Origin of the sequence: Shinella zoogloeoides, assembly GCF_003574625.1 — a bacterium.
Taxonomy (GTDB): domain Bacteria; phylum Pseudomonadota; class Alphaproteobacteria; order Rhizobiales; family Rhizobiaceae; genus Shinella; species Shinella zoogloeoides_A.
The window spans coordinates 122,596-144,754 of the sequence record NZ_QNUJ01000011.1 but is presented as its reverse complement, the minus strand read 5'-3'; the positions used below and the strand labels follow the sequence as shown (position 1 = coordinate 144,754).

General features: G+C 65.7%; 20 protein-coding genes. 18 read left to right on the top strand and 2 right to left on the bottom strand.

Annotation, left to right across the window (positions count from 1 at the left end):
• Nucleotides 1-22: 22 nt before the first annotated feature.
• On the bottom strand, nt 23-355 hold the full coding sequence (erpA, locus tag DSD28_RS20910; protein ID WP_119258372.1) for an iron-sulfur cluster insertion protein ErpA: 333 nt from the start codon (nt 353-355) through the stop codon (nt 23-25).
• Between the two features lie 219 nt (nt 356-574).
• Between erpA and DSD28_RS20905 the strand changes: the two genes are divergently transcribed.
• From DSD28_RS20905 to DSD28_RS20840, 14 genes are all read left to right on the top strand, one after another.
• Nucleotides 575-1,795, top strand: coding sequence for a deoxyguanosinetriphosphate triphosphohydrolase (locus DSD28_RS20905; RefSeq protein WP_119258371.1), 1,221 nt, complete (start codon nt 575-577; stop codon nt 1,793-1,795).
• Between the two features lie 69 nt (nt 1,796-1,864).
• Entirely contained in the window at nt 1,865-3,625 is a 1,761-nt protein-coding gene (gene argS / locus DSD28_RS20900) for an arginine--tRNA ligase (protein ID WP_119258441.1), read from the top strand.
• A 129-nt stretch (nt 3,626-3,754) separates the two neighbouring features.
• Nucleotides 3,755-6,838 carry an SPOR domain-containing protein gene (locus DSD28_RS20895; RefSeq protein ID WP_162911492.1) on the top strand — a complete coding sequence of 1,028 codons (3,084 nt, stop codon included), beginning with the start codon at nt 3,755-3,757 and terminating at the stop codon, nt 6,836-6,838.
• 103 nt (nt 6,839-6,941) lie between these two features.
• Nucleotides 6,942-7,961, top strand: a complete 1,020-nt coding sequence (nagZ, locus tag DSD28_RS20890) for a beta-N-acetylhexosaminidase (protein ID WP_119258369.1) — start codon at nt 6,942-6,944, stop codon at nt 7,959-7,961.
• 93 nt (nt 7,962-8,054) lie between these two features.
• Nucleotides 8,055-8,873, top strand: a complete 819-nt coding sequence (locus DSD28_RS20885) for a segregation and condensation protein A (protein ID WP_119258368.1) — start codon at nt 8,055-8,057, stop codon at nt 8,871-8,873.
• Nucleotides 8,848-9,579, top strand: coding sequence for an SMC-Scp complex subunit ScpB (scpB, locus tag DSD28_RS20880; protein ID WP_119258367.1), 732 nt, complete (start codon nt 8,848-8,850; stop codon nt 9,577-9,579). Before DSD28_RS20885 ends, scpB begins: the two co-directional genes overlap by 26 nt.
• A gap of 152 nt (nt 9,580-9,731) precedes the next feature.
• Nucleotides 9,732-9,929, top strand: a complete 198-nt coding sequence (locus DSD28_RS20875) for a twin-arginine translocase TatA/TatE family subunit (protein ID WP_119258366.1) — start codon at nt 9,732-9,734, stop codon at nt 9,927-9,929.
• Nucleotides 9,930-9,979: 50 nt separating this feature from the next.
• The gene (tatB, locus tag DSD28_RS20870; protein WP_119258365.1) at nt 9,980-10,612 is read left to right on the top strand and encodes a Sec-independent protein translocase protein TatB; all 633 of its coding nucleotides are present in this window, start codon (nt 9,980-9,982) and stop codon (nt 10,610-10,612) included.
• Nucleotides 10,609-11,439: a twin-arginine translocase subunit TatC gene (tatC, locus tag DSD28_RS20865; RefSeq protein ID WP_119258364.1), complete on the top strand. Its 831-nt coding sequence runs from the start codon at nt 10,609-10,611 to the stop codon at nt 11,437-11,439. The genes tatB and tatC overlap by 4 nt, the downstream gene beginning before the upstream one ends.
• Nucleotides 11,440-11,517: 78 nt before the next feature.
• Nucleotides 11,518-12,801: a serine--tRNA ligase gene (gene serS, locus DSD28_RS20860; protein ID WP_119258363.1), complete on the top strand. Its 1,284-nt coding sequence runs from the start codon at nt 11,518-11,520 to the stop codon at nt 12,799-12,801.
• A gap of 13 nt (nt 12,802-12,814) precedes the next feature.
• The gene (gene surE, locus DSD28_RS20855) at nt 12,815-13,585 is read left to right on the top strand and encodes a 5'/3'-nucleotidase SurE (protein ID WP_119258362.1); all 771 of its coding nucleotides are present in this window, start codon (nt 12,815-12,817) and stop codon (nt 13,583-13,585) included.
• On the top strand, nt 13,582-14,238 hold the full coding sequence (locus DSD28_RS20850; protein WP_119258361.1) for a protein-L-isoaspartate(D-aspartate) O-methyltransferase: 657 nt from the start codon (nt 13,582-13,584) through the stop codon (nt 14,236-14,238). Before surE ends, DSD28_RS20850 begins: the two co-directional genes overlap by 4 nt.
• 260 nt (nt 14,239-14,498) lie before the next feature.
• The gene (locus tag DSD28_RS20845) at nt 14,499-15,125 is read left to right on the top strand and encodes a biotin biosynthesis protein BioC (RefSeq protein ID WP_119258360.1); all 627 of its coding nucleotides are present in this window, start codon (nt 14,499-14,501) and stop codon (nt 15,123-15,125) included.
• A 152-nt stretch (nt 15,126-15,277) separates the two neighbouring features.
• Nucleotides 15,278-16,837, top strand: coding sequence for a peptidoglycan DD-metalloendopeptidase family protein (locus DSD28_RS20840; protein ID WP_119258359.1), 1,560 nt, complete (start codon nt 15,278-15,280; stop codon nt 16,835-16,837).
• A 63-nt stretch (nt 16,838-16,900) separates the two neighbouring features.
• On the opposite strand, the gene DSD28_RS20835 is transcribed toward DSD28_RS20840, so the two are convergent.
• Nucleotides 16,901-17,734 carry an ATP-binding protein gene (locus tag DSD28_RS20835; RefSeq protein ID WP_413251142.1) on the bottom strand — a complete coding sequence of 278 codons (834 nt, stop codon included), beginning with the start codon at nt 17,732-17,734 and terminating at the stop codon, nt 16,901-16,903.
• 219 nt (nt 17,735-17,953) lie between these two features.
• On the opposite strand from DSD28_RS20835, the gene yajC reads away from it, so the two are divergent.
• From yajC to DSD28_RS20815, 4 genes are all read left to right on the top strand, one after another.
• Complete coding sequence (yajC, locus tag DSD28_RS20830) at nt 17,954-18,292, top strand: preprotein translocase subunit YajC (protein ID WP_119258357.1); 339 nt, start codon at nt 17,954-17,956, stop codon at nt 18,290-18,292.
• Nucleotides 18,293-18,383: 91 nt separating this feature from the next.
• A complete protein-coding gene (gene secD / locus DSD28_RS20825; protein WP_119258356.1) occupies nt 18,384-20,891 on the top strand; it encodes a protein translocase subunit SecD in 2,508 nt (835 codons plus the stop codon).
• Nucleotides 20,884-21,270 carry an Mth938-like domain-containing protein gene (locus DSD28_RS20820; protein WP_119258355.1) on the top strand — a complete coding sequence of 129 codons (387 nt, stop codon included), beginning with the start codon at nt 20,884-20,886 and terminating at the stop codon, nt 21,268-21,270. Before secD ends, DSD28_RS20820 begins: the two co-directional genes overlap by 8 nt.
• Before the next feature lie 20 nt (nt 21,271-21,290).
• Nucleotides 21,291-22,145 (top strand): phytoene/squalene synthase family protein, encoded by an 855-nt coding sequence (locus DSD28_RS20815; protein ID WP_205536225.1) that lies wholly within the window; start codon nt 21,291-21,293, stop codon nt 22,143-22,145.
• The last annotated feature ends 14 nt before the right edge of the window (nt 22,146-22,159 follow it).

The following is a 22,159-nucleotide window of genomic DNA, read 5'->3' as shown; positions in this document are numbered from 1 at the left end:
CGGGTTCCTGTCGGGTTTCTGTTTAGATCGAGAAGCTGGTGCCGCAGCCGCAGCTTGCGACGGCGTTCGGGTTCTTGATCTGGAAGGACTGGCCGAGCAGGTTGTCGACGAAGTCGATCTCGGATCCGTCCATGTAGACGAGGGAGAGCTGGTCGATCAGCACTTTCGCATCGTCCTTTTCGAGCACCAGGTCGTCATCCTGCTGGTCCTCGACAAGGTCGAACTTGTAGGAAAAGCCAGAGCAGCCGCCGCCTTCGACGGAAACGCGCAGCGCCTGCTTTTCCGGCGACGAGCCGAGGATCGAGGCGATGCGCCGTGCCGCGGCGTCGGATAGGGTTACGAGCTTGTCGGTCATGTCTGCCTCCTGCCGGGGTCAAGATCCGGAGAGAATCGCTTGTCTCACACGGCCGGCAAATGGGATGCCGAACGGTCCTGCTGTCACACGATGCCTGAAGCAAATCCCTGAAAAGACTTGTCTTTCAAGCACGGCTTGCAGCCGGACTTGCCGCTATGCACACTATAGGTATGAAGGCATTGAGGCCGCGTCAATGGGCGGCGTGAATGCAGGTGACGAATGACGTTTGACAGATATGCGCTCGGTTTCGGCGCGGGACAGCGCGCCATCTACGCTTCCGACCCCTGGGCGACCCGCGGGCGGCTCTTTCCCGAGCCGGAAAGTCCGACGCGCTCGGATTTCCAGCGCGACCGCGACCGCATCGTCCACACCACCGCCTTCCGCCGCCTCAAGCACAAGACGCAGGTCTTCATCGCCGCCGACGGCGATCACTATCGCACCCGGCTGACCCACACGATCGAGGTCGCGCAGATCGCCCGCGCGCTGGCCCGCGCCCTCAAGCTCGACGAGGACCTCGCCGAAGGCGTCGCGCTGGTGCACGATTTCGGCCACACGCCCTTCGGCCATACCGGCGAGGATGCGCTGCACGAGGTGCTGGAGCCCTTCGGCGGTTTCGACCACAATGCCCAGTCGCTGCGCATCGTCACCAAGCTGGAGCGCCGCTATGCCGATTTCGACGGCCTCAACCTCACCTGGGAAAGCCTCGAGGGCCTCGTCAAGCACAATGGCCCGCTGATCGGGCCGACGGGGGAGTGCACGCACGGCGACGACGTGCCGCGCCCGATCCTCGAATATTGTGCCGTGCACGATCTGGAGCTTTCGAGCTTCGCGAGCCTGGAGGCGCAGGTGGCGGCGATTGCCGACGACATCGCCTACAACACCCATGATATCGACGACGGCCTGCGCTCCGGCTATCTCGAATTCGAGATGCTGGAGGAGGTGCCGTTCCTCGCGCGGCTGATGAAGGAAGTGCACGACCGTTATCCGGGGCTGGAAGAGCCGCGCTTCACCCACGAGATCATGCGCCGCCAGATCACCGCCATGGTGGAGGACGTCATCGGCTACGCCCAGCAGGCGATCCACGACGAGCGCCCGGAAAGCGCCGACGACGTGCGCAAGGCCCATCGCTGCCTCGCGACCTTCTCCGAGGAGATGGCGGTGACGGACCGGCAGATCAAGAAACTGCTGTTCTCCCGCATCTACCGCCACCCGGAAGTGATGCGCGTGCGCGCCAACGCCGCCTCGATCCTGACGGACCTCTACCACGCCTATATGGACGACCCGCAGCTCATGCAGGGGCATTATTGGGTGGACCGTATCGCGACCATGCCGGAATCGGCCCGGGCCCGCCATGTCGGCGATTATCTCGCCGGAATGACCGACAATTACGCGATAGACACGCACCGGCGGCTGTTTGACCACACCCCGGAATTGCGATAGTCACCCGCCCACCTGAACTTCTTCGCAGGCCTGGCCCCTGCAGGGCGCCGCTGCGCGTGGATGGACGAGATGAACCTTTTTACTGATTTCGACAGCAGAATCAAAACCGTGCTCGAAGGTCTCGAGATCGTGCGCGAAAAGCGATCCGAGCTCGATTTCGGTCGAATCAGCGTCGAACCGCCGCGCGACCAGAGCCATGGCGATGTCGCGACCAATGCGGCGATGGTTCTTGCCAAGCCGCTGGGCCTCAATCCGCGGGCGCTTGCCGACCTCATCGTCGCCGAGCTGAAGAACGATCCCGAGGTCGCCGATGTCAGCGTGGCGGGCCCGGGCTTCATCAACGTCCGCCTTTCCGTTCCCTACTGGCAGAAGCTGCTTGCCGCTGTGATCGCGGCCGGCACGGATTACGGCCGCGGTTCGCTCGGCGCCGGCCGCAAGGTCAATGTCGAATATGTCTCGGCCAATCCGACGGGGCCGATGCATGTCGGCCATTGCCGTGGCGCGGTGGTGGGCGATGCGCTCGCCAACCTGCTCGGCTTTGCCGGCTATGACGTCACCAAGGAATATTACATCAACGACGCCGGTTCGCAGATCGACGTGCTGGCGCGCTCGGCCTTCCTGCGGTACCGCGAGGCGCTGGGCGAGGCGATCGGCGAAATTCCGTCGGGCCTCTATCCGGGCGACTATCTGGTTCCCGTCGGTGAGGCGCTGGCTGCCGAGCACGGTACGTCGCTTCGCGCCATGCCCGAGCATCAGTGGATGCCGATCGTCAAGGAAAAGACCATCGCGATGATGATGGCGATGATCCGCGAGGACCTCGCAGCCCTCAACGTGCATCACGATGTCTTCTTCTCGGAGCGCTCGCTGCATGCCGGAAACGGCGCACCGATCCGCACCGCCATCAACGACCTGACCTTCAAGGGCCATGTCTACAAGGGCGTGCTGCCGCCGCCGAAGGGACAGCTTCCGGAAGACTGGGAAGACCGCGAGCAGACGCTCTTCCGCTCGACGGAAGTGGGCGACGATATCGACCGCCCGCTGATCAAGTCGGATGGTTCCTATACTTACTTCGCCGCCGACGTTGCCTACTTCAAGGACAAGTTCGATCGCGGCTTCGAAGAGATGATCTATGTGCTCGGCGCCGACCATGGCGGTTACGTCAAGCGTCTGGAGGCCGTCGCTCGTGCCGTTTCAGAAGGTAAGGCCAAGCTGACCGTGCTGCTGTGCCAGCTCGTCAAGCTCTACCGTAACGGCGAGCCGGTGAAGATGTCGAAGCGTTCGGGCGATTTCGTCACGCTGCGTGACGTGGTCGAGGAAGTCGGCCGCGATTCGGTGCGCTTCATGATGCTTTACCGCAAGAACAGCGAGCCGCTCGACTTCGACTTCGCCAAGGTGACGGAGCAGTCCAAGGACAATCCGGTCTTCTATGTGCAATATGCCCATGCTCGTTGCATGTCGGTGTTCCGGCAGGCCGCCGAAGCCTTCCCGGGCCTCGATATAGCCTCGCTCGATCTGGCCGGCGCGATCGCCGGAAACATCTCGGATTCCAGTGAGTTGCAGCTTCTCGCCAAGCTGGCGGAATATCCCCGCGTGGTCGAAGGCGCGGCACTCGCGCAGGAGCCTCATCGCATCGCGTTTTATCTCTATGATCTTGCCAGCGCGTTCCATGCGCACTGGAACAAAGGTAAGGAACAGCCGGAATTACGGTTTGTTAACGATAAAAATAGAGAATTGAGTATCGCCAGACTTGGGCTGGTGCACGCTGTCGCGTCTGTTCTTAAGTCGGGCCTGTCCATTACAGGCACCGCAGCACCGGATGAAATGCGATAACGTCACCATTTGCCCACAATAAGCTGGCAAACGCGTCTTTGTAGCTTGTGAGTGGGAAGCAGTATGGCAGACAAGAACTTCGCGCGAAGCGGAACCGCTGACACGGATCTCTTGGCAGAAGATGATCCGTTGAGCGAGCTTGCCCGCCTCGTCAACTTCGAGCCGCATCCTGTGCAGGGTGTCAGCAAAACCTTCCCCGACGCCGCCCAGGCGGCGCCGCGGCATGAAAATCCCGTCCTCGCCCTTGAGGACGAGCTTCTGCGCGCCTTCGAGCAATATGACGCGCCGACGCCCGTCGCCGATCCGGTCCCCGCCGCCCAGCCGGTGGCGCGCCATGTCGAGCCCGTGTTCGAAGAGCCGGCCCCCGCCATGGAAGATCGCGCCTCGTTCATCGATGAGGTGCCGAGCCGGGACTTTGCCGCCAGCGAGCCCTATCATCGCGAACCGGCCTTCGACAGACCCGTCGAACCGTCCTTCGCGGAAGAGCCCCTTGCCGTCGAGCAGCCCGTCGAGCCGGAACCGCAGTTCGCCGAAGATCCGGCACTGTCTCTCGCCGACGAGCTGGAGGCCTATGTCCACGAGGTTCCGACCGTCGAGGCCGAGGCGACCGCCCATGCCTTCGCCGACCGCTTCGAGCCGCGCTTCGAAGAGCCGATCCGCCAGGAGCCTGCCTATCACGAGCCGGCCGCAGAACCGCAATTGTCCGAATTCTCTCCTGTCGAGGATCGCCAGCCGGAATTCCTCGGCCTGCAGCCGCTGACGGCGGACGAGGGCTCTGTCGGGCTCGATCTGGAGCGTGAGCTGGAACTGTCGATCGGCGACGGCTTTGCCGATGATCTCCCGAACGAGCCGGAGACCGCTTTCGTCGAGCCCCTGCCGGTCGCCGCGGAGGCGGTCGCCACCCATGTCGAGCCCGTCTTCGACAGCCGGATGCCGGTCGATCCCGTGGTCGAGCAGGCCGAGCCGTTCCATGCCGAGCCGGCGGCCTATGCCGGCGAGGAGCCGCATTTCGTCGCCGAAATGCCGTTCGAGACGCGTGAGGACCGCGCCCGCGCGGCGGCTGCGGCCGAGGCGCAATGGCAGGTCGATGACGTCGAGCCGGTTTTCCAGGCGCCCGCCTATCAGGTGGAATCCGTGGCGACGTCCGGCAATTACGATGGTGACGCGCTGCTCGCCGAAATCGAGCGTTTCCCCATGCCGGAAGCCCGCTCGCCGCTGTCCGCGGAAACGGCCGCGGCCGGCGCCGCCGTTATCGCCGCTGCTGCCGCGCGCAGCAACACGCCGGCGAATATTTCGGCCATTTTCGGCCGTGCCACGCCGACCGTGCATCGCGATCCCGTCGCCGAGACGGTGGCGACACCCTTCGTCGAGCCTGTGAAGGCCCCGATGCAGGCCGTCGAGACGCCTGTCTTCGAGGCACGCCGTGAGCCGGCCGCCGTCCCGACGCCGGTGGCCTCCGAGCCCGAACTCGATTTCGAGAACATGGAATTCGACCTCTCGGATATCGATCTCGATATCTCCGATTTCTCGCTGGACGAGGAGCCGGTGAAGCCGGTGGCCAAGCCCGCCGAAGTGAAGGTAGAGGTCGCACGGCCGGCACCGGTCGAGACGCCCGTCCGGCGCGAGCCCGTCGTCGCGGTGCCCGTCTCCACCTTCACCAAGCCGCAGCCGGTGACCGCCGAGCTGAGCGACGGCACGCTGCCCTTCGATCCGTCGATGATCGCCGAGACCGACGAGGGCGTTTCCCCCGTCACCGAGCTCGACGTGCCGCAGCTTCCCGTCGTGGAGAAGGAAAAGCCGCCGGTCTTCCAGCCGGACTACGATTTCGACATCGACGCGGAAATGGCGCAGCTCTTCAACGAGCCGGCCAAGACCCATGCTGAAGAGAACAAGGCGAGCGTCGCCGCCGCGACGGCTCAGCCGGCGACGCAGATCAACGACGTCGATGATTTCGAGCGCGCGCTGGAGGAAGACTTCCGCCGCTCGCTCAACCAGCCGGAGCGCATGGCGATCCCGGTCGATCCCGGCCAGGCGACGGCGCTCTATTCCGGCGACGGCTATGACGAGGAGACCGCCCGTCCGCGCCGCGGCATGCTGATCGCCGCCTCCATCGCCGGCCTTCTTCTGGTCGGCGGCGGCGCCGTCTACGCCTGGTCGGCCCTCACGGGCGGATCGGTCGGCGGCTCGGGCGAGCCTCGCGTCATCCTCGCCGACAAGGATCCGATCAAGGTCGTGCCCGAGGAAAGGGGCGGCAAGACCGTTCCCAACCAGGACAAGGCCGTCTACGACCGCGTTGCCGGCGATACGACGAGCCGGCCGCAGCAGGAACAGCTCGTCACCTCGACGGAAGAGCCGGTCGACGTCGTCCAGCGCACGCTGACGCCGGAAGCCCTGCCGATGGACGGCCCGGAGGACGGCACCGACACGGCGGCGGCCGATGATGAGAACCGCCTGCTGCCGGGCGTCGACGAGCCGGAAACGGCAAGCGCCGAGACCGGCAACAAGCCGCTCGTCTCGCCGCGCAAGGTCAAGACCATGATCGTCAAGCCGGACGGCACGCTCGTCGCCCGCGAGGATACGGTCGCCGACACGGACCTCGACGCCAAGGCGACGGCCACCACCGGCAGCGCCTCGGGCGAGGCCGCCGCATCGGCCAACGCGACGCTCGACGGAGACGCCTCGCTGCGCGCCGAGCAGGCCGCATCCGGCGCCAAGCCGCGCTCGGCGCTTGCCGAAGTCGCCAATGCACAGGTCGACGACACGGCGCCGGTGCGCACGGTCAAGACGACCACGGTCGGCGCGACGGACACGAACGCGACGGCCGGCAACACGCCGCTCCCCGAAACGCGCCCGGTCGACCAGCCGGTCAATGTCGTCGGCACCGTCACCGAGAACGGCAACGTCTCCGGTACGCAGACCGCTTCGGCGACGCAGACCCAGCAGGCCGTCGAACAGACCCAGGTCTCACCCGGCAGCTACGTCATCCAGATCGCTTCGCTTCCCTCCGAGGCCGAGGCACAGAAGACCTACAAGTCGCTGTCCTCGAAATTCGGTAGCGTCATCGGCGGTCGCGGCATGGATATCAAGAAGGCGGAGATCCCCAACAAGGGTACCTTCTACCGCCTCCGCATTCCGGCCGGCTCGCGCGAAGACGCGAACGCCCTCTGCAGCCGCTACAAGAGCGCGGGCGGCAGCTGCCTCGTCACCCGCTGAGGCGGGCTGATATCCTGAAGGGGCGCGGACATGGTTCGCGCCCCTTCGATTCCCGCGGGCGGCCGACGCCTGTCTCCTCCTCGAAAATTCCAAGATTGCGGACATGAGCGAATCGAAATCCTTCATTTCGGGCTGCAAGGGCCTGAGCCTCACCGCCGACGAAAAGGCCTTCTTCCGCAACGAGCGCCCTTGGGGTTTCATCCTCTTCGGCCGCAATATCGGCGAGCCGGCGCAGGTGGCGGACCTGACGGCCGAGATGCGCGAGAGCATCGGCGGCGGAGCCGACATCCCGGTGCTCATCGACCAGGAGGGCGGGCGCGTCCAGCGCATCAAGCCGCCGCATGTCCAGCAATATCCGAATGCCGCCGCACTCGGCGCCATCTACCGGGCCGACGAGCCGCGGGGCCTGCGCGCCGCCTGGCTGATGTCGCGTCTGCATGCCTTCGATCTTCTGCGCCTTGGCATCAATGTCGATTGCCTGCCGGTGCTCGACGTCGCCGTGCCGGGCGTGCACGACGTCATCGGCAACCGCGCCTACGGGCAGGAGCCGGAGATCGTCTCGGCGATGGGCAAGGCGGCGGCGGAAGGCCTCAAGGCCGGCGGCCTGCTGCCGATCATGAAGCATATGCCGGGCCACGGCCGCACCATGGTCGATTCGCACCACGACCTGCCGGTCGTCCATGCGGGCCGCAAGGAGCTGGAGGCCTGTGACTTCGTGCCCTTCCAGCGCATGAAGGACGAGCTGATGGCGATGTCGGCCCATATCGTCTTCACCGCCATCGATGGCGACAATCCGGCGACCACTTCGGCAAAGGTGGTGGAGGAGATCATCCGTGGCCATATCGGCTTCGACGGCCTCCTGATGTCCGATGACGTCTCGATGAACGCCCTTCGCGGCGATATTGCCGAAAGAAGCAGGGGAATCATCGCCGCCGGCCTCGACATGGTGTTGCATTGCCATGGCATCATGGACGAAATGGTTGCGGTGACCGAAAACGTTCCCGCCCTTGCCGGTGACAGCCTGCGGCGGGCGAATGCGGTACGCGCAGGCTTCCCGATGCCCGACGGGGCGGACGAACAGGCGCTGCGCGAGGAATTCAACGCCATGATCGCGGTCGCCTGACGGCCGCGGCGGGCCCACGGGAGGCCCACGGGAGGCAGCGTGCAGGCAACGGGGTCGAAGCCGCCGAGGAAAGGTCGCGGCGCGGATGCGCCGATGGACGACCTTTGGCAGGACGACGCCGGGGGGCGGGGGCTTTCGGAGGAAAGCCTCGTCGTCGATCTCGCCGGCTTCGAAGGCCCGCTCGATCTCCTGCTCCATCTCGCCCGCACGCAGAAGGTGGACCTCACCCGCATTTCCGTGCTGGCGCTGGCCGAGCAATATCTCGTCTTCATCGACAAGGCGCGCAGGATCCGCATCGAGCTTGCCGCCGACTATCTCGTCATGGCTGCATGGCTGGCCTATCTGAAGTCTCGCTTGCTCATTCCCAGGCAGGCGAAGGACGAGGGGCCCTCGGGCGAGGAGATGGCGGCAAGCCTTGCCTTCCGCCTCAAGCGCCTCGAAGCCATGCGCGATGCCGCGACCCGGCTCATCAACCGCAATCGCCTCGGCCGCGACGTCTTCGCCCGCGGCATGCCGGAGCATATCCCGACCGGCCGGCGCTCGGCCTATGAGGCGACGCTCTACGATCTGCTCAATGCCTACGCGTCGCTGCGCCAGCGCCACGCCATCACACAGGTCACCATCGAAAAGCGCGCCGTCTGGTCGCTCTCCGATGCGCGCGAGATCCTGTCGGTGCTGATCGGCGGTTTCGATGACGACTGGACGGCGCTCGATCATTTCATGCTGCGCTACCTGACTGATCCGGCCGAGCGCACCACGGCCATTGCCAGCGCCTTCGCCGCGACGCTGGAACTGGTGAGGGAAGGGCGCCTGGAGCTTCGCCAGGACGGCGTGTTCCAGCCGATCTATCTTCGCCGCGGCCCGAAAGCCGGCGAAGCCGAGGACGATGAAGGAGGCCCCGGGCGTGAGTGAAGAGGAGAACGGCGCATCGCCGGAGGCCGAGGGCGGCACGATCGTCGATCCGCGCCGGCTGCACGAGGCGGCGAGGATCGCCGAGGCGCTGGTCTTTGCGTCCTCGAGCCCCGTGCCGGAGGCCTATATCGCCGACCGGCTGCCGGGCGGCGTGGACGTGCTGCATGTCATGCGCGAACTGAAGGCGCTCTATGCCGGGCGCGGCGTCAATCTCGTGGCAGTGGACGATGCCTGGGCCTTCCGCACCGCGCCGGATTTGTCTTTCGTCATCCGCACCGACGAGACGGAGGTGCGCAAATTGTCGCGTGCTGCGCTCGAAGTGCTGTCGATCATCGCCTATCACCAGCCGGTGACGCGCGCCGAGATCGAGGATATTCGCGGCGTGCAGACCTCCAAGGGCACGCTCGACGTTCTGATGGAAGCCGGCTGGGTGCGTTTTCGCGGCCGCCGCCGCTCTCCGGGCCGCCCGGTGACCTTCGGCACGACGCGGGATTTTCTCGATCATTTCGGCCTGGAAGAGCTGCGTGACCTGCCGGGATTGGAGGAATTGAAGGGCGCGGGCCTGCTTTCCGGCCGTATCCCGTCGAATTTCCAGGTGCCGCTGCCACTTGGCGAGGACGAGTTGGCGGAGGACGAGGACCCGATCACCCAGCTCGACCTCGAGGAGCTCGGTCTCCTCGCGCCGGGCGGGAAGGAAGAGGAATAGGCGGGGCGAAGGCGAGGACCCGCGTGCAGGAAAGAAATGCCGCCGGATTGCGCCACGTCACGGTTTCGGCTAACCAGCGCGACATACTGGTATTTGAAAAAGACGGCTGAACGTCTTAAATCGGGGTTCAGGTTTCTAAGGGAGTTACGGGAATGGGTTCTTTCAGCATCTGGCATTGGCTGATCGTTCTGGTGGTTGTGCTGCTGCTGTTCGGCCGCGGCAAGATTCCGGAACTCATGGGCGACGTCGCCAAGGGTATCAAGAATTTCAAGCAGGGCATGTCCGACGACGAAAAGGACAGCGCCGACCAGTCGAAGACGGTCGAGCACAAGGCTGACGAAGCCAAGTGACCGCTATTCGGCTGCGGATGACGGTCTGCGGCTTCTAAGGACAATATCCTATGCTTGATGTCGGCTGGACCGAGATACTCGTCATCGCCATCGTTCTGATCATCGTGGTGGGTCCGAAGGACCTGCCGCAGATGCTGCGGACGTTTGGCCGCATGGTGTCCAAGATGCGCGGCATGGCGAGCGATTTCCGCCAGCAGTTCGACGAGGCCTTGCGCGAGGCCGATCTCGACGACGTCAGGAAGACGATCGGCGAGGCGCAGAAGCTGAACCCGCTGAACTCCATCCGCGACGCGGTCAACCCGCTGCGGCAGATGGGCAACGAGATCAAGTCCGATCTCCAGAAGACGGTGAGCTCCTCCTCGACGTCGACACCGGCGTCCAGCCCGGCCGAAAGCATCTCCGATACGCCGGCCGCCGTGCCGTCAGAGGCGGGCAAGCCCGCCTCCGCCGAGCCGGTCGCGGCAGCCCCGCTGAAGACCGGCCCGACCGCCAGGACGGCGAAGAAGAAGCCCGCCGAGGCGGCCGTTAAGACGGCTAGGCCGCGCAAGGCGCCGGCCAAGGCCGAAGGCGAGGTGAAGCCCGCCGCCAAGGCTGCCAGCAAGGCCGAGACCGCCAAGGCTCCGGCCACGCGGAAAGCTGCTGCCAAGCCGAAGACGACGAAGACCAAGAAGGGCGACGCATGAGCGGCGACATCGACGACAAGCCCCAGCCGCTCATCGAGCATCTGATCGAGCTTCGCCGCCGCCTGCTCTGGGCGGTCGGCGCGTTCTTCATCGCCTTCCTCGTCTGCTTCTATTTCGCCAAGCAGCTCTTCAACCTGCTCGTCCTGCCCTTCAAATGGGCGGTGGAATGGGCGGGGCTGACCCATCGCAATGTCGAGCTGATCTACACGGCGCCGCAGGAATTCTTCTTCACGCAGATCAAGGTCGCCATGTTCGGCGCGCTGGTCATCGCCTTTCCGGTGATCGCCCAGCAGATCTACAAGTTCGTCGCGCCCGGCCTCTACAAGAACGAGCGGGCGGCCTTCCTGCCGTTCCTGATCGCTTCGCCCATCCTCTTCCTCATCGGCGCGGCGCTCGTCTATTTCTTCTTCACGCCCATGGTCATGTGGTTCTTCCTCGCCATGGAGCAGGGCGGCGGCGAGGGGCAGGTCTCGATCCAGCTCCTTCCGAAGGTTTCCGAATATCTCGGCCTGATCATGTCGCTGATCTTCGCCTTCGGCCTCGTCTTCCAGCTGCCGGTCATCTCGTCGCTTCTGGTGCGCGCGGGCTTCATCGATACGCAGGCGCTGGTCAGCAAGCGCAAATACGCGATCGTCATCGCCTTCATCGTGGCCGCGGTGCTGACGCCGCCCGATCCGGTTTCCCAGATCGGTCTTGCGCTGCCGGCCATCCTTCTCTACGAGATTTCCATCTACACGGCCCGACTCATCGAACGGCAGCGGGCGCGCGCCTCGGAAGCGCAGAATGCGGAAAACGAGGTCGCTGCAACACCGGGCGAGGCCGACTGAGGTCTCGCCTGCGGCGTTGCCGCAGGGTCGCTGCCGGGCGCCGTCGGGTTTCATCCACGGAAAAAGCCTGGAACGACGATGCTTGATATCAAATGGATCCGCGACAATGCCGACGCTCTCGATGCCGCCCTGGCGAAGCGCGGCGCGAGCCCCCTTGCCAGAACGCTGATCGACCTTGACGAGAAGCGCCGCAGCGTCATCCAGACGGCGCAGGACATGCAGTCGCGCCGCAACGCCGCCTCCAAGGAGATCGGCGCTGCGATGGCGAGCAAGAACGCCGAGCTTGCCGAAAAGCTGAAGGCGGAAGTCTCGGCCATCAAGGACCAGCTTCCCGCCGCCGAGGAGGAAGAGCGCCAGGTCACCGCCGAGCTCAACGATGCGCTCGCGCGCATTCCCAACATCCCGCTCGACGACGTGCCGGTCGGCAGCGACGAGAAGGACAATGCCGAGACGCGCCGCTGGGGCGACAAGCCCGGCTGGAGCCACAAGCCCCTCGAACATTACGAGATCGGCGAAGCGCTCGGCTGGATGGATTTCGAGGCGGCCGCCCGCATCGCCGGCTCGCGCTTCACCGTGCTCAAGGGCCAGCTCGCGCGCCTCGAGCGCGCGCTCGGCCAGTTCATGATCGACATGCACACGCAGGAGCACGGCTATACGGAAGTCCACGCGCCGCTCCTCGTGCGCGACGACGCCATGTTCGGCACCGGCCAGCTTCCGAAATTCTCCGAAGATCTCTTCCGCACCACGGACGGCCGCTGGCTGATCCCGACCGCGGAAGTCTCGCTCACCAATCTCGTGCGCGAGGAAATCCTCGACCAGGAAAAGCTGCCGCTGCGCTTCACCGCGCTGACGCCGTGCTTCCGCTCGGAAGCGGGCTCGGCCGGCCGCGACACGCGCGGCATGCTGCGCCAGCACCAGTTCATGAAGTGCGAGATGGTCTCGATCACCGATGCGGACAGCTCGATCGACGAGCTGGAGCGCATGACGGCCTGCGCCGAAGAGGTACTGAAGCGCCTCGGCCTGCATTACCGCGTCATGACGCTGTGCACCGGCGACATGGGCTTCGGCGCCCGCAAGACCTACGACCTCGAAGTCTGGCTGCCGGGACAGGACACGTTCCGCGAAATCTCGTCCTGCTCGGTCTGCGGCGATTTCCAGGCGCGCCGCATGAATGCCCGCTACCGCGGCAAGGACGAGAAGGCGACGCGCTTCGTCCATACGCTGAACGGCTCGGGCACGGCGGTCGGCCGGGCGCTGATCGCGGTGGTGGAGAATTACCTCAACGCCGACGGCTCGGTGACTGTGCCCGAGGCCCTGCTGCCCTATATGGGCGGCCTCAGGAAGATCGAGAAGGCCGCCTGAGGCGGGAGATGGAATGCGCATCCTTCTGACCAATGACGACGGTATACATGCCGAGGGCCTTGCGGTCCTCGAGCGCATCGCACGCGAGCTGACGGACGATGTCTGGGTCGTCGCGCCCGAGACCGACCAGAGCGGCCTTGCCCATTCGCTGACGCTCTCCGAGCCGCTGCGCCTGCGCAAGATCGACGACAAGCGCTACGCGCTGCGCGGCACGCCGACGGACTGCGTCATCATGGGCGTGCGCGAAGTGCTCGACGAGAAGCCCGACCTCGTGCTGTCCGGCGTCAATGCCGGCGCCAACATGGCCGACGACGTCACCTATTCCGGCACCATCGCCGGCGCCATCGAGGGCACGTTGCAGGGCATCAAGTCCATGGCACTGAGCCAGGCCTACAACCATGCCGGCGGCCGCGTCGTGCCGTGGGAGGTGGCGGAAAGCTTCGCGCCCAACCTCATCCGCCAGCTGTTGGATGTGGAGCTGCCGGACTGGACCTTCTTCAACCTCAACTTCCCGAACTGCGCCCCCAAGGAGCTGCAGGGCGTCGAGGTGACCAGCCAGGGCAAGCTCGATTTCGGCCTGACGATCGACGAGCGCGCCGACGGCCGGGGCTTTCCCTATTACTGGCTGCGCTTCGGCGAGCGGAAGGGCGATTTCCGCGCCGGAACGGACATTCATGCGCTGAAGAACCACAAGATCTCGGTGACGCCGCTGAAACTCGACCTCACGGACTATACCGTGCTGGATCGCGTGAAGCGCGCGCTCGGCGGAAAGGGCGACGATTGAACACGGGGCGGGTGATCGAGAAGGAGGGTTTTGCCGCGCTGGCCCTGCGTCTGCGCGGTGAGGGCATCAATAATCTCGACCTCCTGACGGCCGTCGAACAGACGCCGCGCACGCTTTTCGTGCCGCCGCAATTCGCGGGCGAGGCCTATTCGAGCCGCCTCCTGCCGCTCGATTGCGGCTCCTTCATCGAAGGCATCGACCTTGCGGTCCGCCTGCTCCATCTCCTGAACCTCAAGGCCGGCCAGCGCGTGCTGGAACTCGGCACCGGCAGCGGCTTCACCGCCGCCGTGATGGGGCGCCTGACGGAACGCGTGCTGACCATCGACCGTTACCGCACGCTCGTCACCAATGCGCAGCAGTCCATCGAAAAGGCCGGCGTGCGCAATGTCATCGTGCGTCAGGCCGACGGCAGCAACGGCATGCCGGGCGAGGGGACCTTCGACCGCATCCTCGTCACCGCCGCCTTTCCCGCCCTGCCGCGCTTCTTCGCCGAACAGCTCGTTTCCGGCGGCATGCTGATCGCGCCCGTCATGGTCAGCGACACCGAGTGCCGCATGCTCAAGCTGGTCAAGACCGGCAGCCGCTTCGACCGTGAGGACCTCTTCGCGGTGCCCTATCTGCCCATCGTCCCGCAGATGGCGCAGGCGCTCTAGACCCCATTTTCCAGCCCATTATCCGAGCCCGGCAGGCCTTTGCCCGCTGAGTCCCGCGCCGTTTTTGCCGAAATTCCGGCGGGAGAGGGCCATGGCGCGTCTGCGCTGCCGGGAATCCCGCCGAAAATTCAGTGCGTTAACCTTTTGTTAAGAAGCGCAAGCTTCGCGCAAGCTTCGGGGCGTAGCCCGGAAACGAAGCAGAAGGTTCCACGCAGAACGCCGGTTTCCCAGTTGGTTCGGCCGTTCCAATGGAGAGGGAAATGTACGTCTCGAACAGGATCGCCAGCGGCTCGACCGGCGACAGCCTCGCATATCTTGCGACGAAGGCTGCCGGGAATGTCGTCGAGGAGAATGCCGAGGCCGCCTCCACCGCGCAGCTTGCGGGCGGCAGCTACGACCCGTCCGCCCATGTCGGCCTGTCCGTCGATGCGCTGCTGGTGCTGAGCGTCGCCAAGGAAGAGGCGACTTACAGTCAGCCCGCCCTTACCGAGGCCGAGCGCGACAATCTCGACACGACGGACCTCGAAAAGCGCGAATACGCCGCTTACGGCCATTTCCTCGACGAGGGCGACCGCAAGGCCTATTATCGCGCCTATATCGAATATTTCGACAGCATGCTGCCGCAGGACCAGCGCAGCCCCCGCTATGCCGGCACCCGCGAGCCCGCGGTCTCGGCCCTGCGCGCCATCGCCTATAACGAGAGCGCGCTCGACATGACCGCGCCGGACGCCGCGCTGAAGAATGTCGGGGAGGGTGCGGAGCCCGATATTCGCCGGGCGACGCCCATCGCGTCGATCTTCCATCCGAGCCAGGGCGACTTCGAGAATGCCGCGCGCATCGTCGGCCGCATCTCGCGTGCCGACAGCATGTACGCGACCGGTTTCTGAACGGAACGACCGCGCTTTTGCCATGGTGCGCTGGCACCATGGTTATCAATTCACCAAAAACCCGTTGCGACTGCTCCGGCTTTAACCGGGCAGTAACTCTAACGCGCTTTAATCGGTCTACATCAAAGTAGCGTACCGATTGGGTTAGTCTCATGCGTAAGAGTGTATCGCCGAGTTTTGGTAGGACCGCGACCCGCCTGATGGCGGCGGCCCTGCTGGCAAGCGTCGCGACCGGGTGCAGCTCGGACGCAAGCCGCTTCGGCGGCCTCTTCTCCAGCTCCGGTCAGGATAACATGACCACGAGTTCGGTTCCGCGCCGCACGCTGTTCGGCGGCGGTGGCGATAATCCCGTTCCGCGCGGCGATATCGGCAACGGCGGCCAGCAATATGCCTCCGGCGGCCAGATGGGCTCGCGGGGCGAGGCGCTGAACCAGCCGTTCCCCGACCAGGGCAACATCTCCTACGATCCGATCAATACGGCCACCACCAGCGGCTCCGGCACGCGTTACGCCACGACGCCGATGAGCGTGCAGCGCGGCGAGCTGTCCGATCCGACCGCCGGCCGTTCGGCCGAACGTCAGGCCTCGCTCGGTCAGGAGCTGCCGCGCGCCAAGGCAAAGCCCGTCGATACACTCACCACGGCGACGACGAAGGGCAAGAGCAACTGGTCGACGAACAACGCGCCGGTCGTCATGCTGCGCCAGGGCGAGAGCGTGAAGACGCTCGCCAACCGCTACGGCGTGCCGGAAAAGGAAATCCTCGCCGCCAACGGCCTGAAGCGCGCCTCCGACGCCGAGCCCGGTCAGCGGATCGTCATCCCGACCTTCAACACGACGGCAAGCGTTGCCAAGGCTTCGACCGACAGCACGCTCAAGGTCGACAACAGGCTGCCGTCGCCCGAGCGCAAGAACGGCGAGAATGTCGCGATCCTGCCGGGCACCACCACCCGCGACAAGGTGAAGTCGGAAAGCGGCCAGACCAATTCCAACCGCGCCGATGCCACTGAGGGCAACGGCAAGGGCGGCTACGAGGTCCAGCCGGGCGATTCGCTCGCCAAGATCGCGCGCAGCAACGGCGTCTCCGTCGAGGCGCTGAAGAAGGCGAACGGCATGCAGACGGCCTCCATCCGCATCGGCCAGAAGCTGGTCATTCCGGCCGGCGGCGCTGCCGCGGAAACCGTGACGGACAAGACCGTGACCGCATCGGTTCCGGTCGCCAAGAAGATCGAGGCGGCCGAGAAGAAGCCGGAAGCCTACAAGGCGCCGGTGAAGACGGTTTCGGTCACCGAGGCGACGGAGAAGTCCGACGTGACGGATGCCGCGCCCGAATCGACCGGCATCGGCAAGTATCGCTGGCCGGTGCGCGGCGCGGTCATCGCCGGCTACGGCGCCAATGTCGACGGCAACCGCAATGACGGCATCGACATCTCCGTTCCGGAAGGCACGCCCATCAAGGCCGCCGAAAACGGTGTGGTCATCTATGCCGGCAGCAGCCTGAAGGAACTTGGCAACGCGGTCCTCGTGCGCCACGATGACGGTACGGTCACGGTCTACGGCCATGCCGGCGACCTGAACGTTCAGCGCGGCCAGAAGATCCAGCGCGGCCAGACGGTCGCCACCTCCGGCATGAGCGGCAACGCCACCCGCCCGAAGGTTCATTTCGAGGTGCGCAAGAACGCCACCCCGGTCAACCCGATGACCTTCCTGGAATAGTTCGTTCCGGATCACAAAAAAGGATTCAAAGGCCCGGCTTGCCGGGCCTTTCCTGTTTCCGGCCTACTTGGTGAGCGACTTGCCGAGGCGGCCGGCGACGTCCTGGACATATTGCCAGGCGACACGGCCGGAGCGCGAGCCGCGCGTGGTCGCCCATTCGAGCGCCTCGGCGTGGAGCTGCTCCTTCGGCAGGTCGAGCTCGAAATGGCCGGCATAGCCGTCGATCATCTCGATATATTCGGCCTGGCTGCACTTGTAGAAGCCGAGCCACAGGCCGAATCGGTCGGAGAGCGAGACTTTCTCCTCCACGGCCTCGGAGGGATTGATCGCGGTCGACTGCTCGTTCTCGATCATGTTGCGGGGCAGGAGGTGCCGCCGGTTCGAGGTCGCATAGAGCAGCACGTTGTCCGGCCGGCCTTCCACGCCGCCGTCGAGCGCCGCCTTCAGCGACTTGTAGGACGTGTCGTCATGGTCGAACGACAGGTCGTCGCAGAAGATGATGACGGGGAAGGGCGTTTCCTTCAGCACCTCGAGCAGCGTCGGCAGCGTGGCGATGTCCTCGCGGTGTACCTCGATCAGCTTCAGGCCGCTGCCCGTTTCCTGCGCGGCGAGCGCATGCACGGATTTCACCAGCGACGACTTGCCCATGCCGCGCGCGCCCCAGAGCAGCACGTTGTTCGCCGGCAGGCCGCGCGCGAAGCGCACCGTGTTGTCCACCAGGATGTCGCGCACATGGTCGACGCCGCGGATGAGATCGATGTCGATGCGGTTCGGCCGCTTGACCGGCTGCGCGTGAAGGCGGGCGGGCGCCCAGACGAAGACGTCGGCGGCATTCCAGTCGTTGACGACCGGGGCGGGGCCGGCGAGGCGTTCCAGTGCGGCGTTGATGCGGCCCATTTCGGCCAGCAGCAGCTTGACGTGATCTTCCTGCAATGTCTCTCTCCTGATGGTTCATTGCCGGGTAGCATGCGCCGGCGGGGCGCGAAAAGGGGGAAAGTGCTTGAAAACCGAGAGCTTCCCGGTCTCGTGTGTTGCATTCAATGCCCGCTTGCCTATATTCCGGCAACCGAAATGGCCCCTCCGGCCGCGCAAAATCAAGATTTCAAGGAGTAGCTGATGTTCATTACCGAGGCCTTCGCCCAGACGGCGGCACCCGGCGCGGCAGGGGGCGGTGCAGACATCCTCATGTCGATCCTGCCGTTCCTGCTGATCTTCGTGGTGATGTATTTCCTCATCATCCGTCCGCAGCGCGCATCCATGAAGCGTCGCGAAGAGCTCCTGAAGAACATCCGCCGCGGCGACCAGGTCGTCACCGGCGGCGGCATCGTCGGCAAGGTCACCAAGGTCGTCGACGACAGCGAGCTTGAAGTGGAAGTCGCCGAAGGCGTGCGCCTGCGTGTCGTGCGCAGCGGCATCAGCGAAGTTCGCGTCAAGGGCGAACCCGTCAAGGAATGACTTGGCCTGCCGCGCGGCCGGGGATAACCTCGGCCTTGCGGCCCGACTGGTTTTCAGCCGGCACTGCCGCCGGACCTTAGTCGAGATCGCGATGCAGCAATCCGCCCGCTGGAAGACCTTACTGCTCTGGCTCGTCCTCGTGGCGAGCCTTCTTGTCATCCTGCCGAGCGTGTTGCCGGCACGCATGGCGGCCGGGCTTCCTGGCTGGCTCACGGCCCATCGCCTGACGCCGGGCCTCGATCTCACCGGCGGCTCTCGCCTCGTGCTCGACGTTTCCCGCGACGACATCGCCGCCGAGCGCCTGCGCAACGCCATCGAGACGGTGGGTAACGGGCTTCGTGCCGCCGGCATCCCCTATGGCGATCTCAACGGCGCGGACGACGCGGTCGACGTGACCGTGACGGCGCCGGACCGCGTGGATGCGGCGCGCCAGACCCTGACGGGCCTCGATCTCGGTACGCTTAGCGAGCCGGAGGCCGGCCATTTCCGCATCACGCAGTCCGTCTCCGTCATCGACGACGCGGTCGCCGCTGCCTCGCTCGGCGCGGTCGATGCCGTGCGCCGGCGGGTCGAAAGCCTTCACATTCCGTCGCTTCTCGTCACGCGCGGCGAGCGCGGTCGCATTGTCGTGTCGATGCCGGGCTTGACCGATCCGCAGCGCGTGAAGGACATGCTGGCGACGGTTGGCCGGCTTTCCGCCCGCATCGTTGACGACAGCATGCCGGTCAACGACGCCATCGAGAACGGCCCGCCGGCCGGTTCCGAAGTGCTGTATTCCACCGGCGAGCCGCCGGTCGGCTATCTTCTGAAGCGGGATGATCTCTTCACGGCGGTAGACGTCGCATCCGCGCAGCCCGCCGCCAATGGCGAGCCCTTCGTGGAATTCGTCCTGAAGGCCGATGCGGCGGATCGCCTTGCCGCCTTCACGCGCGACAACAGCGGCCGCACCATCGCCATCCTGCTCGACGGCCAGGTGATCTCCACCTCACAGATTCAAGGCGCCATCAACGATGGCGTCGGGCGGCTTTCCGGCGATTTCGATGCCGAAGGAGCGGCCAATATCGCGCGCATCGTGGCGAGCGGCCCGCTGCCCGCCCAGTTGACCATCCTGGAGGAACGCTCGATCGAGCCCGCGCTCGGTACGACGTCCCTTGGCACCGTGGCGCTCGCGCTTGCCGTCGCCGTCGCCGCCGTCGTCGCCTTCATGACGTTCTTCTACGGCGTGCTTGGTGTCATCGCCTCGCTGTCGCTGTTCTTCAACGTCCTCGTGACCTTCGCGGTCCTCGCGCTGATCGGGGCTCCCGTCTCGCTCTCCATGATCGCCGGCATCGTGCTGACCGTCGGCCTCGCGGTCGATGCGAGCGTGCTGATCTTCGAGCGTATCCGCGAGGAGAGCACGCGCGGCCGCTCGCTGCGCGATGCAGTCACCGTCGGCTTCGGCCGCGCCCGCACGACGGTCCTCGACGCGTCTGCGACCATGCTGATCGCCGTTGCGGTGCTCTTCGTGCTGTCGGCGGCTCCCGTCCGGGCCTTCGCGCTCGCCGTCGGCGTCGGGCTGCTGGCGACGCTCTTCACGACCTTCACGCTGACCTATGGGCTGGTGCGAGCCTGGCTCGGCCGCAGCCATCCGACGCATCTGCCCAAGGGCGTGCGCAGCGGTCTCTTCGACCGGCTCAACCTGCGCTTCATGGCCGTGCGCAACGTGATCTTCCTGGGAACGGGAGCGGTCTCGCTGATCATTGCCGGCCTGCTGATCATGGACGAACTGCGCCTCGGCATCGATTTCACCGGCGGTGCGGCCGTCGAAATCCAGGCGAAGTCCGGCCCGGTCGATACGTTCGACATCTCCGCCCGGCTCACCGACGCGGGCGTCGCGGTGCAGAGCGTCGACACGCCCCTCGATCCCCGCCGCGCGCTCGTGCGCCTGACGTCGCAGGGCGAGGGCGAGAATGCCGAGCAGACCTCGGTCCTGGTCGCCCGCGGCGAGCTTGAGGACGACTACGACTTCCGCCGTGTCGAGGTGGTGGGGCCGGCGATTTCCGGCGAGCTGATCGATACCGCGACGCTCGGCTTCGTGGCGGGGCTCGTGGCGCTCGTCGCCTATATCTGGATCCGCTTCGAGTGGCACTTCGCCATCGGCGCGGTGATCGCGCTGGCGCATGACGTGTTCTTCACGCTCGGCTTCCTGGCGGTCGCCGATATCGAGTTCAACATCAGCGCCGTCGCCGCGCTCCTGACGGTCGCCGGCTATTCGCTGAACGACACGATGGTCGTCTACGACCGGATTCGCGAGAACCTCCGGCACTTCAAGCGCATGCCGCTGCCGCTCATCATCGACGATGCGATCAACCGCACGCTGTCGCGGACGGTGCTGACCTCCGCGACGACGCTGATCGCGCTTGCCGCACTCGCCTTCTTCGGCGGCGAGGCGATACGTACTTTCGCGCTGACGCTGCTCTTCGGGGTGGCAATCGGTACCATTTCCTCTATCTACATTGCCGGACCGATCCTCATTCTGTTCCGCCTTCGGCCGGAGCGCTATCGCCCCGGCAAGGGGGGCACCGGACCGGTCACGGAAGCGACGGGAGCCAATGGCTAAGGGCATCGAAATCCGGGAGGCGCATTTCCCCGGACGTGCGCCGATCGACGCATATGGCAATGGCGGCTTCCGCTTTGCCGACATGTCGCATCGCGGCTCCATCCTCTGCCTGCCCTCGGGCATCCACGGTTGGGACAAGACCGAAGAGACGCCGCTGACGCTGGCCGATCTCGAGCGCGTGCTGGACGAGGCGGGCGAGATCGAGGTGCTGCTCGTCGGCACCGGCAAGGAAATCCGCCCGCTTTCGCCGGAAATCAAGGCGGCTTTGCGCGAGCGCCGGATCAGCTCCGATCCGATGAGCACCGGCGCTGCCGTGCGCACGTTCAACGTCATGCTGGCCGAGAGCCGGGCGGTCGCCGCCGCGCTCATCGCCGTGTGAACCGAGGGCGGTTTGCGGACGTGACCGACAAGAGACAAGACGATTATGCCCATTGCCTGGCGGCGCTTCGCGACACCGATCGCGACCGCTACCTCGCCTGCCTGCTGGCTCCGCCGGAAAAGCGCGGAAGCCTTGCCGCGCTCTATGCCTTCAATGCCGAGATCGCGCGCGTGCGCGACGTGGTGCGCGAGGCATTGCCCGGCGAAATCCGCCTGCAATGGTGGCGCGATCTCCTGGAGGGCGGCGCCGAGGGCGACGCCATGGCCAATCCGCTCGCCGCGGCGCTGGTGGCCTGCGTCAAGGAACACAGCCTGCCGGTCGCCGTGCTGACGGACATGATCGAGGCGCGCATCTTCGATCTCTACAACGACCCGATGGAAAGCCGCGCCTCGCTGGAAGGCTATGCCGGCGAGACCGCGTCGGCGCTGATACAGCTCGCAAGCCTCATCCTCGATCCGCAGAACGCGCCGAAATCGGCGGAAGCGGCCGGCCATGCCGGCGTGGCGCAGACGATCGCCGGTACCCTGCTCATGCTGCCGATCCATCGCAGGCGCGGGCAGGTCTATCTGCCGGCCGATCTCCTGGCCGCGACCGGCCTGAAGTCGGAGGCCCTTCTGGCCGGCAGCGACAAGGCCGCCGCCGCCCGCGCGGTGGAAGCCTTCGTCGGCCTTGGCCGCGACCACCTCGCCAAGGCGCGGGCGGCAAACGGCGTGTCGCCCGCCAATCGGCCGGCCTTTTTGCCGGTCGCGCTCGTTTCGCCTATACTGGCGGCGGCGGAAAAGGCAGGCGCCGCTACGCTCGACCGCTCCCTCCAGCCGCCCCAGTGGCGCCGGCAATGGTGGATGTGGCGGGCCCTGCGCCGCGGGCCGTTCTGAACGGCGCCTGACGG